Source organism: Streptomyces sp. NPDC091279, assembly GCF_044757465.1.
Lineage (GTDB): Bacteria > Actinomycetota > Actinomycetes > Streptomycetales > Streptomycetaceae > Streptomyces.
In genome coordinates, this window is the sequence record NZ_JBIVVA010000019.1 from 26,785 (window position 1) to 45,115 (window position 18,331).

At 72.0% G+C, this 18,331-nt stretch carries 15 protein-coding genes; 11 read left to right on the top strand and 4 right to left on the bottom strand.

Annotated features, from left to right (window positions below; translation table 11 throughout):
* Positions 1-118 precede the first annotated feature (118 nt).
* The 5 genes from ACIQOU_RS34260 (at position 119) to ACIQOU_RS34280 (ending at position 4,573) form a co-directional block, all read left to right on the top strand.
* Complete coding sequence (locus ACIQOU_RS34260) at positions 119-1,075, top strand: sensor histidine kinase (protein WP_401543867.1); 957 nt, start codon at positions 119-121, stop codon at positions 1,073-1,075.
* Complete coding sequence (locus ACIQOU_RS34265; RefSeq protein ID WP_401543689.1) at positions 1,072-1,725, top strand: response regulator; 654 nt, start codon at positions 1,072-1,074, stop codon at positions 1,723-1,725. Before ACIQOU_RS34260 ends, ACIQOU_RS34265 begins: the two co-directional genes overlap by 4 nt.
* Before the next feature lie 57 nt (positions 1,726-1,782).
* Positions 1,783-3,312, top strand: a complete 1,530-nt coding sequence (miaB, locus tag ACIQOU_RS34270) for a tRNA (N6-isopentenyl adenosine(37)-C2)-methylthiotransferase MiaB (protein WP_401543691.1) — start codon at positions 1,783-1,785, stop codon at positions 3,310-3,312.
* A 30-nt stretch (positions 3,313-3,342) separates the two neighbouring features.
* Positions 3,343-3,630, top strand: a complete 288-nt coding sequence (locus ACIQOU_RS34275; protein ID WP_401543694.1) for a hypothetical protein — start codon at positions 3,343-3,345, stop codon at positions 3,628-3,630.
* 217 nt (positions 3,631-3,847) lie between these two features.
* Positions 3,848-4,573, top strand: a complete 726-nt coding sequence (locus ACIQOU_RS34280; protein ID WP_401543696.1) for a class III extradiol dioxygenase subunit B-like domain-containing protein — start codon at positions 3,848-3,850, stop codon at positions 4,571-4,573.
* 85 nt (positions 4,574-4,658) lie between these two features.
* On the opposite strand, the gene ACIQOU_RS34285 is transcribed toward ACIQOU_RS34280, so the two are convergent.
* A complete protein-coding gene (locus tag ACIQOU_RS34285) occupies positions 4,659-4,931 on the bottom strand; it encodes an antitoxin (protein WP_401543699.1) in 273 nt (90 codons plus the stop codon).
* Positions 4,932-5,339: 408 nt separating this feature from the next.
* Here ACIQOU_RS34285 and miaA point away from each other — a divergent pair, with 408 nt between their 5' ends.
* The 6 genes from miaA to hflX all read left to right on the top strand — a co-directional run bounded on the left by miaA (position 5,340) and on the right by hflX (position 13,772).
* Positions 5,340-6,278 (top strand): tRNA (adenosine(37)-N6)-dimethylallyltransferase MiaA, encoded by a 939-nt coding sequence (miaA, locus tag ACIQOU_RS34290; protein ID WP_401543701.1) that lies wholly within the window; start codon positions 5,340-5,342, stop codon positions 6,276-6,278.
* Positions 6,279-6,381: 103 nt separating this feature from the next.
* Positions 6,382-6,888 (top strand): hypothetical protein, encoded by a 507-nt coding sequence (locus tag ACIQOU_RS34295; protein ID WP_401543870.1) that lies wholly within the window; start codon positions 6,382-6,384, stop codon positions 6,886-6,888.
* Between the two features lie 184 nt (positions 6,889-7,072).
* Positions 7,073-7,942, top strand: a complete 870-nt coding sequence (gene dapF / locus ACIQOU_RS34300) for a diaminopimelate epimerase (RefSeq protein WP_401543703.1) — start codon at positions 7,073-7,075, stop codon at positions 7,940-7,942.
* 298 nt (positions 7,943-8,240) lie between these two features.
* Positions 8,241-10,358, top strand: a complete 2,118-nt coding sequence (locus tag ACIQOU_RS34305; protein ID WP_401543705.1) for a RelA/SpoT family protein — start codon at positions 8,241-8,243, stop codon at positions 10,356-10,358.
* Positions 10,359-10,499: 141 nt separating this feature from the next.
* Entirely contained in the window at positions 10,500-12,104 is a 1,605-nt protein-coding gene (locus ACIQOU_RS34310) for a M1 family metallopeptidase (RefSeq protein ID WP_401543707.1), read from the top strand.
* A 165-nt stretch (positions 12,105-12,269) separates the two neighbouring features.
* A complete protein-coding gene (gene hflX / locus ACIQOU_RS34315; protein WP_401543710.1) occupies positions 12,270-13,772 on the top strand; it encodes a GTPase HflX in 1,503 nt (500 codons plus the stop codon).
* A 228-nt stretch (positions 13,773-14,000) separates the two neighbouring features.
* Here hflX and ACIQOU_RS34320 read toward each other — a convergent pair whose 3' ends face one another.
* The 3 genes from ACIQOU_RS34320 to ACIQOU_RS34330 form a co-directional block, all read right to left on the bottom strand.
* Positions 14,001-15,206 (bottom strand): trypsin-like serine peptidase, encoded by a 1,206-nt coding sequence (locus tag ACIQOU_RS34320; protein ID WP_401543713.1) that lies wholly within the window; start codon positions 15,204-15,206, stop codon positions 14,001-14,003.
* Positions 15,207-15,537: 331 nt separating this feature from the next.
* The gene (locus tag ACIQOU_RS34325; protein ID WP_401543716.1) at positions 15,538-16,725 is read right to left on the bottom strand and encodes a trypsin-like serine peptidase; all 1,188 of its coding nucleotides are present in this window, start codon (positions 16,723-16,725) and stop codon (positions 15,538-15,540) included.
* A 167-nt stretch (positions 16,726-16,892) separates the two neighbouring features.
* Positions 16,893-17,645: a thioesterase family protein gene (locus tag ACIQOU_RS34330; protein ID WP_401543873.1), complete on the bottom strand. Its 753-nt coding sequence runs from the start codon at positions 17,643-17,645 to the stop codon at positions 16,893-16,895.
* Positions 17,646-18,331 lie beyond the last annotated feature (686 nt).

Genomic DNA, 18,331 nt, shown 5'->3' on the forward strand with positions numbered 1-18,331 from the left:
TGGTGTCACCCCCACGTACCGTGGCGATATGGGTGACGTGACGGATATACGCGAGCGGGGGAGAGAGGAGACGGTCGTGACCACAGTGCCGGGAGCACGTGCCGGACGAGGGAGGACCGTGTCGCTGTTCTGGCGGATCTTCTCGCTCAACGCCCTCGGGCTGGTCGTCGCCGCCTGCCTGCTGCTCGGCCCCGTCACCGTCTCCACGCCCGTGCTGCCCGCCGAGGCCCTGGTCGTCGTCGTCGGCCTCGCGCTGCTGCTGGTCGGCAACGCGCTCGTGCTGCGCGCCGGACTGACCCCGCTGCGCCGCCTCGCCGGTGCCATGGCCGCCGCCGACCTGCTGCACCCGGGCGCCCGCGCCGAGGTCGCGGGCCCCGCCGAGGTGGCCGACCTGATCATCACGTACAACACCATGCTCGAACGGCTGGAGCGCGAGCGCGCCGCCGGGGCGGGCCTCGCGCTCTCCGCCCAGGAGCGGGAACGGCACCGGATCGCCCGCGAACTCCACGACGAGGTCGGCCAGACCCTCACCGCCGTCCTGCTCCAGCTCAAACGGGTCGCCGACCGCACCCCCGAAGGGCTGCGCGCCGAGGTCGGCCAGGCCCAGGAGGCCACCCGGGCCGGGCTCGACGAGATCCGCCGCATCGCCCGCCGACTGCGCCCCGGCGTCCTGGAGGAACTCGGCCTGGTCAGCGCCCTGCGCTCGCTGGCAGGCGAGTTCACCACGCACGGCCTCACGGTCCGCCACCACGTCCCCGGCGACCTGCCCCCGCTCACCGAGGAGTCCGAACTCGTGCTCTACCGCGTCGCCCAGGAAGGGCTCACCAACACCGCACGCCACTCCGGCGCCGACCGCGCCGAACTGCGGCTGCGCCCCGTCACCGGCGGCGTCGAACTCCTCGTCCGGGACAACGGCGCCGGCCTCGCCGCGGCCCGGGAGGGCGCCGGTATCCGCGGGATGCGCGAGCGTGCCCTGCTCGTCGGCGCCGACCTCCACCTCGGCCCAGGCCTGGAGACCGGCACCGAGGTCCGCCTGCGCGTCCCGGCCACCGGCACCGAAGGGGCCCGCCGATGACCCCGCCCGCCCGGGTCCTGCTCGCCGACGACCACGCCCTCGTCCGCCAGGGCGTCCGGCTCATCCTCGACGGCGAACCCGACCTCACCGTCGTCGCCGAGGCGGGGGACGGTGCCGAGGCCGTCGAGCTGGCCCGCGCCCAGGAGATCGACCTCGCCGTCCTGGACATCGCGATGCCCCGCATGACCGGCCTCCAGGCGGCCCGCGAACTCTCCCGCCGGATGCCGTCCCTGCGCCTCCTCATCCTGACCATGTACGACAACGAGCAGTACTTCTTCGAGGCCCTCAGAGCGGGCGCCAGCGGCTACGTCCTCAAGTCCGTCGCCGACCGTGACCTCGTCGAGGCGTGCCGGGCGGCCGTACGAGACGAACCGTTCGTGTACCCGGGCGCCGAACGGGCCCTGGTCCGCTCCTACCTGGAACGCCTGCACCGGGGCGACGGCCTGCCCGAACGCGCCGTCACCGAACGCGAGGAGGAGATCCTCAAGCTCGTCGCCGAGGGCCACACCTCGAAGGAGATCGGCGAACTGCTCTTCATCAGCGCGAAGACCGTCGAACGCCACCGCGCCAACCTCCTGCACAAACTGGGCATGAAGGACCGTCTGGAACTGACCCGGTACGCGATCAGGGCCGGGCTCATCGAGCCCTGAGACGGCGAGCGCGGACGGGGCGGCCGGGCGCCCGCCCGCAGCGCCTACCCTTGAGCCATGACCATCAGCAGCGACCGGAGCCCGGCAGTGGACACCTCAGCGCCCAAGACCTACGAAGTCCGTACCTACGGGTGCCAGATGAACGTCCACGACTCCGAGCGATTGTCCGGACTGCTGGAAGGCGCCGGGTACGTCCGCGCCCCCGAGGGCTCCGACGGCGACGCGGACGTCGTCGTCTTCAACACCTGCGCGGTCCGGGAGAACGCCGACAACCGCCTCTACGGCAACCTCGGCCGCCTCGCCCCGCGCAAGGCCGGCCGCCCCGGCATGCAGATCGCGGTCGGCGGCTGCCTGGCGCAGAAGGACCGCGACACCATCGTCAAGAAGGCGCCCTGGGTCGACGTCGTCTTCGGCACGCACAACATCGGCAAGCTGCCGGTCCTGCTGGAACGCGCGCGCGTGCAGGAAGAGGCGCAGGTCGAGATCGCCGAGTCCCTGGAGGCGTTCCCGTCCACCCTGCCGACCCGGCGCGAGAGCGCCTACGCGGCCTGGGTGTCGATCTCCGTCGGCTGCAACAACACCTGCACCTTCTGCATCGTCCCGGCGCTGCGCGGCAAGGAGAAGGACCGCCGCACGGGCGACATCCTCGCCGAGATCGAGGCCCTGGTCGCCGAGGGCGTCAGCGAGATCACCCTGCTCGGCCAGAACGTCAACGCCTACGGCTCCGACATCGGCGACCGCGAGGCCTTCAGCAAGCTGCTGCGGGCCTGCGGCACGATCGAGGGCCTGGAGCGGGTCCGGTTCACCTCCCCGCACCCGCGCGACTTCACGGACGACGTCATCGCCGCCATGGCCGAGACGCCCAACGTGATGCCGCAGCTGCACATGCCGATGCAGTCGGGATCGGACACCGTCCTCAAGGCGATGCGCCGCTCCTACCGCCAGGAGCGCTACCTCGGGATCATCGACAAGGTCCGCGCGGCCATCCCGCACGCCGCGATCACCACCGACATCATCGTGGGCTTCCCCGGCGAGACCGAGGAGGACTTCGAGCAGACGCTGCACGCGGTCCGCGAGGCCCGGTTCGCCCAGGCGTTCACCTTCCAGTACTCCAAACGCCCCGGCACCCCGGCCGCGACCATGGACGACCAGATCCCCAAGAAGGTCGTCCAGGCCCGCTACGAGCGGCTCGTCGAACTCCAGGAGGAGATCTCCTGGGACGAGAACAAGAAGCAGGTCGGCCGCACCCTGGAGCTGATGGTCGCCGAGGGCGAGGGCCGCAAGGACGGCGCCACCCACCGCCTCTCCGGCCGCGCCCCCGACAACCGCCTGGTCCACTTCACCAAGCCCGACCAGCAGGTACGCCCCGGTGACGTGGTCACCGTCGAGATCACCTACGCGGCCCCGCACCACCTCCTCGCCGAGGGCGCCGTTCTCGACGTGCGCCGCACGCGCGCGGGCGACGCCTGGGAGAAGCGCACCGCCGCCGAGGCCGCGAAACCGGCCGGGGTCATGCTCGGCCTGCCGAAGATCGGCGTCCCGGCCCCGCTGCCGGTCGCCACGGGCAGCGGCTGCGGCTGCGACTGACCGGGCAGGCGAGGAAACGGGGGCGCGGCCATGGCCGTGTGGGGACTGATCGTCGAGTCGACGCAGGGGGCGGGCGAGGGCAGGCAGTGGGCGTGCGAGGTCGCGGGCCGGGTCACCGGAACGCGTGAGGACGCCCTGCGCGCGCTGGAGACCTTCGCGAGCACCTACCGCCCCACCCACCCCCGCCGCCCCAAGCGCGTCCGGTTGTTCCGGCAGCAGGAGGGCCTCCTCCTGATCTCCGAAGGCACTTTCGAAACCTTCCACACCCGCTTCACCGTCGCCGAACTCCTCCACGACAGCGCCCCGGAGCGAGGCTAGGGCGAACGCCGCCGAGGCGGGCGGGAGCCAACGGCCACGCACGCGTGGAGGCCGACGGGACCACGTCGACGGTGGCCCGCCGCAGCCACCCACGCGCGCGTGCGGGCCGACGGCGCAGATCGGGAACGTGCGTCCACGCGCGCGTGCCGTCAACCCCGCGCGCCGGGTGCCGTGCCCGACCGGCGGCACGCGTGCGGGCGGGGTTACGCTGCCGATCATGCTTGTCGCCGCCGCTGTCTGCCCCTGTCCGCCGCTGCTCGTCCCCCAGGTCGCGGCAGGTGCCGCCGCCGAGCTGGACGTGGCCCGCACCGCCTGCACCGACGCCCTGGGCGTCCTCGCCGCCGCCCGCCCCGACCTCCTGGTGGTCGTCGGCCCCGGTGAACCGGCGGGCCCCTACCCGCAGGGCACGCCGGGTTCGTTCCGGGGCTTCGGCGTCGACCTCGACGTCACCCTCGGCACAGACGTCACCCTCGGTACAGAGGCGGCCGGGGAGCCCGGGCCCGCCCTGCCGACGTCCCTCGCCGTGGCCGCCTGGCTGCTCGCCCGCACCGACTGGGCGGACGCCCCGATCGAGGGGCTCGGGGTGCCGGAGTCCCTGGAGAGCGCGCGGTGCCTGGCGACCGGCCGGGAGATCGGCGCCCGCGCCGCACGGGTGGCCCTGCTGGTGATGGGCGACGCCAGCGCCTGCCGCACCGTCAAGGCGCCGGGCTACCTGGACGAACGGGCGGCACCCTTCGACGCCGGGGTCGGCCGCGCGCTCGGCTCGGCCGACCTGGCGGCCCTGCGGGCCCTGGACGCCGGTCTGGCCCGGGAGCTGAAGGCAGCGGGCCGAGCCTCCTGGCAGGTCCTTGCGGGCGCGGCCGAGGGCGCGGGGCTCGCCGGGCGCCTTCTGTACGAAGACGCGCCGTACGGGGTGGGATACGTGGTGGCGAGCTGGTCCTGAACAGCGTCCTGGAGCGCGGAAACGGCGGACGGCCCGGAGCGGTGACGCTCGCGGGCCGTCCGCCGTTCACGAGGCGGCCGGGCCGTCACGGCGCCGGGTGCGTCCCCTCGGGGCCGTTCGGCTTCGTCGGGTCCGAACCGGGCGTGCCGTCCTTGTGGGCGAGCCGGTCCACGGCCTCCTTGGCCTTGCCGGTGCCCGTCTCGATCTTGTCGGTGTACTTGCCCTTGGTCTTCTCGTCGACCGCCTTCGCGGCCTTGTCCAGACCGTCGGCGATCTTGCCCCCGTGCTGCTGGGCGAGGTCCGCGACCTTGTCCTTGGCGGGGCTGATCTTGGCTTTCAAGTTGTCCAGAAGACCCATGGTCCACCTTCCCTGTCACCTGCGGGCGCCCTCGTGGGCCTCACGGTAGGCCACCTGCTCTACGGACTGCTGCTTGGGGATCTCTTTACCCGCACCGGTCATGACCACACCGGCTCAGATCCCGACGGCGACCTCGGCGCCGGTCCCGGCCTCCGCCACCGTCCTCTGTGCGGCCGTCGACCGACGTACGAGCCGGGCGAATTCGCCTATACCAACTCAATACTCCATATCAACTCCATACGGTACTCGCGCGGGTGAGATCCCGCGCCGTCCGGTACGCCCGAACGCGTCCCCGAGGTCACCGTCGCCCGGCCCGCGCGGCGGTTGTCATGTGCCAGGCGACCGTGCCGCCCGCTCCGGTGCCCGGCTCCTGGGAGGAGCGCCGTCCGCGTTTGCGAGACTGGTGCCGTGAGCAGCGCATCCCCCGCCCCCCGAGTCATCGCCGTCGTCGGTCCCACGGCGGCCGGAAAGTCCGATCTGGGCGTCTTCCTCGCCCAACGGCTGGGCGGCGAGGTCGTCAACGCGGACTCGATGCAGCTCTATCGGGGGATGGACATCGGCACCGCCAAGTTGACGCCCGAGGAACGCGGCGGAGTCCCGCACCACCTCCTCGACATCTGGGACGTCACCGTCACCGCGTCCGTCGCCGAGTACCAGCGCCTCGCACGCGCGCGTATCGACGCCCTGCTCGCCGAGGGCCGCTGGCCGGTCCTGGTCGGCGGCTCCGGCCTCTATGTGCGCGGGGCGGTCGACAACCTGGAGTTCCCCGGCACCGACCCCGAGATCAGGGCCCGCCTGGAGGAGGAACTGACCCTGCGCGGCGCCGGTGCGCTGCACGCGCGGCTGGCCGCCGCCGACCCCGACGCCGGACGCGCGATCCTGCCCGGCAACGGCCGCCGGATCGTCCGCGCCCTTGAGGTGATCGAGATCACCGGCCGCCCCTTCACGGCCAACCTCCCGGGCCACGACTTGGTCTACGACACCGTCCAGATCGGCGTCGACGTCGCCCGCCCCGAGCTGGACGAGCGCATCGCCCGCCGGGTGGACCGGATGTGGGACGCGGGCCTCGTCGACGAGGTGCGCGCACTGGACGCGCGCGGGCTGCGCGAGGGGCGCACGGCGTCCCGCGCCCTCGGTTATCAGCAGATCCTCACGGCGCTCGCCGGGGAGGCCACGCTCGACGAGGCGCGCACCGAGACCGTGCGCGCCACCAAGCGCTTCGCGCGCCGTCAGGATTCGTGGTTCCGGCGCGATCCGAGGGTGCACTGGCTCAGTGGAGCGGCGGCGGATCTCGCGGAACTGCCGCGCCTCGCACTGGCGTTGGTCGAACGACCGGTCACAGCCTGATCACGTCATGGCATCGGGACGCTCCGGCCGTCATCGCGGCCTCCGGGGCCGTGCCATCATCGAGCTTCGATCGACCTAGTCCTAGTTGGGAGGGCGCGTGGCGATGGAGGCCGGCCCTCGCGACACCACACAAGGCACCGAGCCTTTCACCGCCGACGGCGGTGGGCCGGAGCAGGACGAGGACCGACTGAGCCCCGACGGTCCCGAGGACGACACGCAGGGCGGGGTGACCGCGGACGGGCCCGAGCCCGAGGAGATGTTCGCCGGCGGGCCCGAGGTCGAGGTCGAGCTGCGCCCGCAGCGCCGGATGCGGCTGTGGACGCTCGCTCCCATCGTCGGTCTTGCCACGCTCGGCTCCCTGATGTTCGCCTTTCCGCTGGCGTTCGACTTCGGTGACAGCGGGGCGGTGATCGCCATGCTGGGGTTGCTGATCTGTTCCTGTGCGGCGGGGTGGGGGATGATGGCCGCGCGGCGCGTCGGGCACATCTGGCCCGGGCTGCCTGCGCGGGGCTCTGGGCGGCGGCCTGACTGGCGGGTCGTCCTGGCGTACGTCGTCGTGGTCGGGGCGGTCGTGGTACTCGCGGTGTGGCGGGTCGCCCGCCTGCGGTGACTCCCTCCCTGGAGGAGCGGTACAGGCCTTGTACCGGGTGCGGCGCCGTGGGGGCTGGTCGCGCAGTTCCCCGCGCCCCTTACCTGCGTTGCCGGGCCGTTTCTCGGTAGGGGCCCGTGTTCCTTGGCGGCGGTGGTGAACCGTTGTTGGGTGGGTTGTCGGTGGGGGGTCGTACGATCGGGGGATGAGTACGCGGATTGGGTTTCTCAAGGGGCACGGTACGGAGAACGACTTTGTGATCGTTCCTGATCCGGAGAACGCCCTTGAGCTGGGGCCGGGCGCCGTCGCCGCCCTGTGCGACCGGCGTGCGGGCATCGGCGGGGACGGGCTGCTGCACGTGGTGCGGTCCGCCGCGCACCCCGACGCCCGGGCCATGGCGGCCGACGCCGAGTGGTTCATGGACTACCGCAACGGCGACGGCTCGATCGCCGAGATGTGCGGCAACGGCGTGCGGGTCTTCGCGCACTACCTCCAGCGCGCCGGACACGCCGTCGAGGGCGACCTCGCGGTGGCCACGCGCGGGGGCGTGAAGCACGTGCACCTCGCCAAGAACGGCGACATCACGGTCGGCATGGGCCGCGCGCGGCTCCCCGAGGGCGACGTCACGGTGAGCGTGGGTGAGCGCAGCTGGCCCGCCCGGAACGTCAACATGAGCAACCCGCACGCCGTCGCCTTCGTCGACGACCTCGCCCACGCGGGCGCCCTGTACGCGCCGCCGCCGGTCAGCCCGGCCGTCGCCTACCCGGACGGGGTCAACGTGGAGTTCGTCGTCGACCGCGGCCCCCGGCACGTCGCCATGCGCGTCCACGAGCGGGGCGTCGGTGAGACCCGGTCGTGCGGTACGGGCGCGTGCGCCGTCGCCGTCGCCACCGCCCGCCGTGACGGAGCCGACCCGGCCGTCACCGGCACCCCGGCGACCTACACCGTCGATGTGCCCGGCGGCACGCTGGTGATCACCGAGCGGCCCGACGGCGAGATCGAGATGACCGGCCCCGCGGTGATCGTCGCCGAGGGCGAGATCGACGCCGAGTGGCTGGAAAACGCCGCTCGCTGAGCGAAGGGGAGGCTTGGCATCGGAGGCGTACGCGGTCACATGGCACGGAGTGCCAGTGAGGGGGAGGCTCGTCGGATGGGAAAGCACGGCCAGCCCCTTGCCACCTGGCGGGAAAACATAAACCTGCGAAGCGTCGCTCGAATGGGTGATCCGTTTCACGCTCGGCGAGAGGCGGTCGGACGCACGTGATGCGCTCGGTAGCATCAAGCACCGGCCCGGACGGGGGAGCAGTGCCATCCCCTGAGCCGTGTCCGCCCTGGGGCACCCCGTCCGCCGGTCGAGGCAGCCGGAGGTGCCCATGAGTGCGGAGGCGACGAACCCCGCGACCCCAGGTCCGGTCACCGTGTCCACCGCTCGCTGGCGGGCCCGGATCGATCTGCGCCGTCTCGGCCGGGCGGCGCTGCTCGGCCCGGCCGGCCGGGACCGCCTGCCCGACGCCATCGGCCATGTCGCGGAGGCACACCGTGCCCACCACCCCGACGCCGATCTTGAGCCGTTGCGCCACGCCTATGTCCTGGCCGAGTCCTCGCACCGCGGCCAGATGCGCAAGAGCGGCGAGCCGTACATCACCCACCCCCTCGCCGTCACCCTGATCCTCGCCGAACTCGGCGCCGAGACCACCACGTTGACCGCGTCCCTGCTGCACGACACCGTCGAGGACACGGACGTGACGCTGGACCAGGTCGGCAAGGAGTTCGGCGCCGAGGTCCGCTACCTCGTCGACGGCGTCACCAAACTGGAGAAGGTCGACTACGGCGCCGCCGCCGAGCCCGAGACCTTCCGCAAGATGCTGGTCGCCACCGGCAGCGACGTCCGCGTGATGTCGATCAAACTCGCCGACCGGCTGCACAACATGCGCACCCTCGGCGTGATGCGCCCCGAGAAACAGGAACGCATCGCCAAGATCACCCGCGACTTCCTCATCCCGCTCGCCGAACGCCTCGGTGTCCAGGCCCTCAAGACCGAGCTGGAGGACCTGGTCTTCGCGATCCTCCACCCCGAGGAGTACCGGCACACCAGGGAGTTGATCGTCGAGAACGCCTCCCGCGCCGACGACCCCCTCGCCGAGATCGCCGACGAGATCCGCGCCGTCCTGCGCGACGCCGGCATCCCCGCCGAAGTCCTCATCCGCCCCCGGCACTTCGTCTCCATGCACCGCGTCTCCCGCAAACGCGCCCAGCTGCGCGGCGCCGACTTCGGCCGCCTGCTGATCCTCGTCAACGAGGACGCGGACTGCTACGGCGTCCTCGGCGAACTGCACACCTGTATGACGCCGGTCGTCTCGGAGTTCAAGGACTTCATCGCCGTTCCGAAGTTCAACCTCTACCAGTCGCTGCACACCGCCGTCGCGCGCGGGGACGGCCAGGTCGCCGAAGTCCTCATCCGCACCCACCAGATGCACAAGGTCGCCGAGGCCGGTGTCGTCGCGCTGGGCAATCCGTACGCGCCCGCGCCGGACGACCCCGCCGACGGCGAGCGCGTCGACCCGACCAAGCCCGGCTGGCTCTCCCGGCTGCTCGACTGGCAGGAGGCCGCGCCGGACACCGACACCTTCTGGTCCACCCTGCGCGAGGACCTCGCGCAGGACCGCGAGATCACCGTCTTCCGCCCCGACGGCGGCACCCTGGGCCTGCCCGAGGGCGCCACCTGCGTCGACGCCGCCTACGCGCAGTACGGCGAGGACGCGCACGCGTGTATCGGCGCCCGCGTCAACGGCCGTCTGGCGACGCTCAGCACGGTCCTCACCGACGGCGACACCGTCCAGCTCCTGATGGGCCAGGACCCGGCCTCCGAGCCGTCCCGCGAATGGCTGGAGCACGCTCATACGCCCGCCGCCCGCATCGCCATCCAACGCTGGCTCACCACCCACCCCGGCGACGAGACGCCCCAGCACCCCGAGCGGCCCGAGGTACGGCTGCGCCCCACCGCCGAGGCCTCCGAGCTGTCCCTGGCCCGCCCCGCCACCGACAACGTCCTCGTCGACCAGCCCGGCGCGACCGTCCGACTCGCCGGGTGCTGCACGCCGGTACCGCCCGACGACGTCACCGGGTTCACCGTGCGCGGGGGCGTGGTGACCGTCCACCGGGTGGTGTGCGCCGGCGTGGGACGGATGAAGAGCGCCGGGCGCGCGGAGGTCGGCGTGCGCTGGGGGGACACCACCGAGTGCCGGGTCACCCTGGTCGCCGAATCGTTCGTCCGCCCGCACCTCCTGGCCGACCTCACCGAGGCGATGGCCACGGAGGGCGCCGAGATCTCCTCGGCCACCGTCGAACCGCCCACCCAGCAGCGGGTCCGGCACACCTACACCGTCCAACTCCCCGACGCCGCCCGCCTCCCCACCCTCATGCGGGCCATGCGCAACGTCCCCGGCGTCTACGACGTGAGCCGCGCCCAGCCACAGGCACCCGGCGCCTGAGACGCTCGGGGCTTGAGGGGGCCTGTGCTTGAGAGGCGCGGGCTTGAGGGGGCGCGGGCTTGAGGGCGCGCGCCGACTCGTTCGGGTGGTTCGGGCGCGCGTCGGCGCCGCCCGGCGCACACGCGCTGGTAGCGGTGGTCCATGCCGCTCAGCCCTCGCCCCCACACGCCCCGCCGCGCCGTCCGCCGCCGTACGGCCGCCGCGCTGCTCGCCTCCGCCGTCTCCGTCGCCCTGCTCGCCGCGAGTGCGCCCCCGGCCGCGCTGGGCATCGGCGACCGCCTCTTCCCGACCCTCGGCAACCCCGGCTACGACGTGGCGTCCTACCACCTCGACTTCACCTACTCCGGCGACAACCGCAAGCCCCTGTCGGCCGTCACCACCATCGACGCCTGGACCACGGCCGACCTGGAGCGCATCAACCTCGACTTCGCGCACGGCACCGTCGAGTCGGTCGAGGTCGACGGCGAACCGGCCGCCTTCACCAGCGCCGGTGAGGATCTCGTCGTCACGCCCGACGTCCCGCTGATCGAGGGCAGTTGGACGCGGATCACCGTGCGGCACACCAGCGACCCGGTCGCCGCCGACGGCCAGGACGGCGGCTGGGTGCGCACCGCCGACGGCCTCGCCATGGCCAACCAGGCCGACGCCGCCCACCTGGTGTTCCCGTGCAACGACCACCCCTCCGACAAGGCGATGTTCACCATCGAGGTCACCGCGCCGAACGACTACACCGCCGTTGCCAACGGTCTGCCCGCCGGACGCTCCCGGGCCGCGAGGACCACCACCTGGACCTACCGCACCCGGCACCCGATGGCCACCGAACTCGCCCAGGTCTCCATCGGCCGCTCCAGCGTGCTGCACCGCGAGGGCCCGAACGGACTGCCGGTGCGCGACGTCGTCCCCGCCAAGGACCGCGAGGCCCTCGAACCCTGGCTCGCCAAGACGCCCGACCAGATCGCCTGGATGGAGAGCAAGGTCGGCGCCTACCCCTTCGAGACCTACGGCGTCCTCATGGCGCAGGCCACCACCGGTTTCGAACTGGAGACACAGACGCTCTCCCTCTTCGAGAAGGACCTCTTCACCGAGCCCGGCTACCCCCAGTGGTACGTCGAGTCGGTCATGGTGCACGAGCTGTCCCACCAGTGGTTCGGCGACAGCGTCAGCCCCCGCACCTGGTCCGACCTGTGGCTCAACGAGGGACACGCCACCTGGTACGAGGCCCTGTACGCGCAGGAGAAGGCCGACCGCCCCATGGAGACCCGCATGAAGGCGGCCTACAACGCCTCCGACACCTGGCGCAGCGCCGGAGGACCGCCCGCCCGACCGAAGGCCCCCGCGCCCGGCCAGAAGATCAGTATTTTCCGTCCCAATGTCTATGACGGCGCCGCGCTCGTTCTGTATGCCTTGCGCCAGGAGATCGGTGCCGAGGCCTTCGAGCGCCTGGAACGTTCCTGGGTCCGCCTGCACCGCGACGGAACGGCGAGCACCGCCGACTTCGTCCGCCTCGCCTCCGAGATCTCCGGCCGCGACCTCGACGACTTCTTCCAGGCGTGGCTGTACGCCGAGAAGACCCCGCCGATGCCGGGCCACCCGGACTGGAAGTCGGCCGTACCCGCCAAGGCCCCCACGCCCGCCAAGGCCCCCGCGCCGGCCAAAGCGCCTGCGTCGGCCAAGGCCCCCGCATCCGCTCCCAAGGCGGCCGTGGCCTCCCACAAGGCCGCCGTGGCCGCTTCCCCGGCCGGTTGATCCCCGCGTGGGCCGGGAATAAGGCGGTGACCGCACGGGGCGTCCCGTGCGACCATCTTCGGGTCGGCGCGGCACGAGACCCGGGAATCTCCCGGCGGGCTCGTACGTTGAGCACAGTGACGGAGACCGCCGCCGCCCTTCCCTTCTCTTCGACGTAAGGACCCAATGACCTCCTCTTCTTCCCCTTCCCAGGACGCGCAGCAGCGCCTCGCGCACACCTACGCCGAGAATCTTCGGGCCGATGCCCTGATGGAAGAGGACGTCGCCTGGAGCCACGACATCGACGGAGAGCGGGACGGCGAACAGTTCGACCGCTCCGAGCGCGCGGCGCTGCGCCGGGTCGGTGGGCTGTCCACCGAGCTGGAGGACGTCACCGAGGTCGAGTACCGCCAGCTGCGGCTGGAGCGGGTCGTCCTCGTCGGCGTCTGGACCACGGGCACCGTGCAGGACGCGGAGAACTCCCTCGCGGAGCTGGCCGCCCTCGCCGAGACCGCGGGCGCCCTCGTCCTCGACGGCGTCGTCCAGCGCCGCGACAAGCCCGACGCGGCCACCTACATCGGCTCCGGCAAGGCCAACGAACTGCGGGACATCGTCCTGGAGTCCGGCGCCGACACCGTGATCTGCGACGGTGAGCTGAGCCCGGGCCAGCTCATCCACCTCGAAGACGTCGTCAAGGTCAAGGTCATCGACCGGACGGCCCTGATCCTCGACATCTTCGCCCAGCACGCCAAGTCCCGTGAGGGCAAGGCGCAGGTCGCGCTCGCGCAGATGCAGTACATGCTGCCGAGGCTGCGCGGCTGGGGTCAGTCGCTGTCCCGTCAGATGGGCGGCGGCAAGGGCGGCGGCCTCGCCACCCGTGGCCCCGGTGAGACCAAGATCGAGACGGACCGGCGGCGGATTCGCGAGAAGATGGCGAAGATGCGCCGGGAGATCGCGGAGATGAAGACCGGCCGCGACCTCAAGCGCCAGGAGCGCAAGCGCCACAAGGTGCCCTCCGTCGCCATCGCGGGCTACACCAACGCGGGCAAGTCGTCCCTGCTCAACCGCCTCACCGGCGCCGGTGTCCTGGTCGAGAACTCCCTGTTCGCGACCCTGGACCCGACCGTCCGCCGTGCCGAGACGCCCAGTGGGCGCCTGTACACGCTCGCGGACACCGTCGGCTTCGTGAGGCACCTGCCCCACCACCTGGTCGAGGCGTTCCGCTCCACCATGGAGGAGGTCGGCCAGTCCGACCTGATCCTGCACGTGGTCGACGGCTCGCACCCGGCCCCGGAGGAGCAGCTCGCCGCCGTACGCGAGGTCATCAGGGACGTCGGCGCCACCGGCGTACCCGAGATCGTCGTGATCAACAAGGCGGACGCGGCGGACCCGGTCACCCTGCAACGACTGCTGCGCATCGAGAAGCGGTCCATCGCCGTCTCGGCCCGCACCGGCCAGGGCATGGCGGAGCTGCTCGCGCTCATCGACAACGAGCTGCCCCGCCCGTCGGTCGAGATCGAGGCGCTCGTCCCGTACACCCACGGCAAGCTGGTCGCCCGCACGCACGACGAGGGCGAGGTGATCTCCGAGGAACACACGTCGGAGGGCACCCTGCTCAAGGCCCGCGTGCACGAGGAACTGGCGGCGGAACTGGCCCCCTACGTGCCGGTCCCGATCCCGGTGGCCTGAGCCTCGGTGGTCTGAGCCTCGGTGGGCTGATCGGTAGGCCCACGTTCGACCCGATGGCCCGTCCCCTGAGTAGAGGGGGCGGGCCATCGGGTTGTGCGCGCCTGCGAGGGGCGTGCGCCGTGGTGGCGGGGTGCGGTGGAGCGCCGTTCGCGCGGATGGGGGGCCAGCGGCCGACGTTCGCGCGGGTGGGAGGTGTCAGCGGTCGCCGTTCACACGGATGGGGGGGTGTCAGCGGCCGCCGTATGTCCTGCTCATGTCCTCGTAGAGGGCCTCGGCGCCCGCGCCCAGCTGCGGGCCCGCCAGCCAGGTGTGGTCGCTCGGGCCGATCGACGTGTTCGAGACCAGCTTGGTCACGCCGTTCACCACCCGGAACCAGCCACCGCCGGACGAACCGCCGGTCATGGTGCAGCCGATGCGGTACATCGTCGGCAGCGACGGGCTCAGCGCGAACCGGCCGGGCCGGTCGAGGCACTTGAACATCTTCAGCCCGTCGTAGGGCGCCGCCGCCGGGTACCCCCAGGCGCCCAGCTGCGCGACCTCGGACGCGGCCGGTGCGGAGAAGTCCACGTCGAGCGCCGCTCCGACCGTCTCCTCAAGGGACTTCGAGCCCTGCTCCGGCTTCACGTGCAGCACCGCGTAGTCGTAGGGGGCACCCGCGCCGCCGCTCTCCGAACCGCCCTTGATCCACTGGCCGGAGGTGGACGCCCAGTCCGCCCACCAGTTGCCGTAGGGCGCGATCTCGGCGGCGCTCGCGTTGCTCAACTGGGCCGCCGACTCGCCCTTGTTGTTGTACGCGGGCACGAAGGCGATGTTGCGGTACCAGCCGCCCTTGCCGCCCGCGTGCACGCAATGCCCCGCCGTCCACACCAGGTTGGACTTGCCGGGGTGGTTCACGTCCTTGACGACCGTGCCCGAACAGACCATCGAACCCTCGGGGGAGTCGAAGAAGACCTTCCCGACCGGCGCCGCGTACCGCTGGTAGGGCGTCTTCTCGGCCACCGCCCGGGCGGGCGTCGGCTCGGGGTCGCTGACGCCCTGGTCGGCGGAGGCGTCCTGCACCGACACCGTCTTGTCGGCCTCCTTCGCGGACCGCATCCGCTCCGGCTTCCAGAGCCCCTTGATCACCGGGTTGACGAAGTCCTTGGCGGCGCTGAGCCAGGTGTCCCGGTCCCAGTTCTTCCAACCGCCCTTCTGCCACTGGTCCACGTCGATGCCATGGTCCTTCAGACGGTTCGCGAGGTCGGCGGGGACATGGACCTTCCCGTCGCCGGTGGCCGACGAGGCGGACGCGGTGGCGGGCTTGCCGCTCGCGCTGTCCTGGCCGGAACCGTTGCACGCGGTCGCCGTGAGCGCGAGGGCGGCGACGAGAGAGGCGGCCGCGAGCGCGGTGCGGCGCCCTCGCCGGGGTGGTGCGGACGTACGTATGGAGCGCATGGTGCGGTGACCCCCGTCGGAACCTGAACGTGTCGATGTGTGCGGTGCGCTCGGCGGAGTGCGGGCGCGGGTGCGGAGTGCGTGGCCGGGACATGTCGTCGGGGTGGGCCGTCGGCGTGTGTTGGCAGTGCGTGTCGGTAGGGCGTGTGGTGAGGCGGCGCGGACGCGGGTCGGGCGGGTTGATGCGTCCGCGACACCTCACTATGCCGGGGGGTCTGGGGGCGAACGGGACGGGGGCGGTGAAGGTTCTGTCAGGCGTCCCGGTGACGGCTGTGAGGGTCACCGGGCGGACGGCGCGTCGCCTCCAGCGGGGTCCGCGTCCGGCGTCGGCTCACTGGCTGTCGGCGAACTTCTTGCTCACCGCGTCGTACACGCCCTTCGCCACGTCACCGAAGCGCGGTCCGGCCAGCCAGCCCGAAGTGACCGGGCCTATGGAGGTGTTGGAGACCAGCGTGGGCTTGCCGTCCGTCCCCCTCTCCACCCAGCCGCCGCCGGAGGAACCGCCGGTCATGGTGCAGCCGATGCGGTACATCGTCGGGTCGGCGGCGGCCATCGACAGCCGCCCCGGCTTGTCCTGGCACTGGTACAGCTTCTGCCCGTCGAACGGCTTGGCCGCCGGGTACCCGGTCGCGGTGATGTCGGCGACCTTCGGTACGGCGGGGGCGTCGAAGTTCACCGGCAGGGCCGAACCGACCGTCTCCTCAAGGGACTTGCCGCTGCCGCCCTTCTCCGGCGTCACATGGATGACGGCGAAGTCGTAGGAGGCACCGGCGCCGCCGCTCTGGCCGCCCTGCTCGATCCACTGCTGCGAGGTCTTCGCCCCGTCGCCCCACCAGACGCCGTACGGCGCGATCTGCTCCTTGGTGGCGTTCTCCAACTGGGCCGCCGAGCGGCCCGCGTCGTTGTACGACGGCACGAACGCCACGTTCCGGTACCAGCCGCCCTTCTTGCCCGCGTGCACGCAATGCCCCGCCGTCCAGACCAGGTTGGACTTGCCCGGGTGCGCCGGGTCCGTCACCACCGTCGCCGAACAGACCATCGTGCCCTCGGGCGAGTCGAAGAAGACCTTGCCCGCGGTGGCCGCGTTCGCGTGGTAACTCGGCGCCACCGCACGCGCGTTCACCGCCTCCGGCGTCGGATCGGTGACGCCCTGGTCGCCGGAGAGGTCGTTGTCGTCGACGCCCTGGTCGGGGTCGTCGGCGTCCCGCATCCGGTCCGGGTTCCACAGCCCCTTGATGATCGGGTTGACGAACTCGTCCGCCTCCCGCAGCCAGTCGTCCCGGTCCCAGTTCTTCCAGGCGCCGTTCTTCCACTTGTCCAGGTTGATCCCGTGCTCCTTGAGCTTGTCGCGGAGATCGTCCGGAACCTTTATCTTGCCGTCGCTGTCGGCACCGGCGGTGCTCGCGGTGGCGGAGGGCTGACCGCCCGCCTCGGTGTCGCCCGGCTCGCACGCGGTGGCCGTCAACGCCAGCACCGAGGCGAGTGCGACGACGGCCAGAGATGGCCTGGTGGAACGCATGGTGTGTCTCCCCGTTGAATGTTCTGCCGACCGACTTCCGTCGGCCTGTGGTGCGGTGTTCGATGGAACGGCCCACAGACTATGGGGTCGCTGTGGTGACGATTCCAAGGAACGACAACGGTTTAGCTACGGCCGGTTCGCCCCGGGCATCCGGTGAACGGCCTTGGTCAGGAACCCGAGTTGGCGCCGGTGCCCGGCAACGGCCTTACGGTGAGCAGCTGTTCGGCGCGGCCGACGGGACCGTTCACGTCGTGCAGCACGGTGCTGGTCAGCCCCTGTCCCGACGGCCCGAAGGTGACCGTCGTCTCCAGCCCCGTCCAGGAACCGGTCGGCCGCCGGTGCAGATGGACGGTCAGATCGACGTTGGGGAACATCCACGCCTCCGGCGACTGCCGCGCGGCGATCCCGTTGGCCGTGTCGACGAGGGCCAGGAACGACGCCGTCGGCCCGACCTGCACCCCGGCGACCAGCTCCAACGGCGTCGAGATCCAGGCCGTCGTCCTGCCGGGCGTGGGCGGCCCGACCGGGCGGACGTCGAGGGAGGCCACATAACCGCCGGGCCACAGCTCGGACATGCGCCACGGGTCGAGCCCCTCCGGCGGGGCGAGGCGCTCGTCGGGACCGCCCGCGACGGCGCCGGTGTCCCACTCGGCCAGCAGCCAGGCCCGCGCCCGCACCACCGGCCGCCCGCCGATCCGCACGACCGCCTCCACCAACGTGATCGTCCGCCCCGGCCGCACGGTCTCCACGTCGATCTCACACTCGCCTAGCCCGAGCCGCCCGAGGATGTCGTAACTGATCCGGGAGACGACCAGCCCCTTCCCGTCCGCCACCGCGTGCTCATCGATCGCGTGCGCCACCAGCCCACCCAACGGACTGAAGTGCTGCTCCTCCGGGTCCCACGCCCCACCCGCATGCAAGGTCGGCCGATAACACCGCTCACCGACCCGCTCGAAGTAACTCCCGGGCGAGGGCGGGGTGGTGAGCCCGGAGACGGTCTCGGTCGCGGTCGTCGAGGTGGAGACAGAGGGCTGCACGTTCGATTCTCCTCGGGAGGTCTGGGACGAGAGTTCAGCAGGACAAGACAGACACGACTGCACAGCGAAGCTAACGGGTCCCGACGGACGAAGCAGCAGAGGGCCCGAGGCCCGGGACCGGACCGGCAGGGGGGGGCGGCCAGCACGGGGCGGGTGGTGCGGGTGCGGTGGTGGGAGGGAGGGGTGAGGGAGGGGCGGGGCCGGCGGGGCAAGGGCGAGGGAGAGGGGGCGATGTCGAGGGTCAAAGGGGTTCGGGGCAAGGGGGCTTGAGGGCAAGGGAGCTGGGGTTGGCGAACGGTGGGCCAAGGGGGAGGGAGAGGGGCGGGGCCCGAGGGCCAAGGGCGAGGGGTGAGGGAGAGAGGTGGGGGAGAGGGCGATGCTGAGGGCCAAAGAGGTTCGGGGCAAGGGGCTGGAGGTCAAGGGAGCTGGGGCTAGCGAATGCTGGGCCAGCGGGGCGGAGGGATAACGGGGCGGAGGGGCAACGGGCCGGGGGCAGGGGATCGGAGGGGCAACTGGCCGGAGGGGCAAGAGGTAGGAGGGCCGGAGAGTCAAGGGGCAGGAGCCGGGGC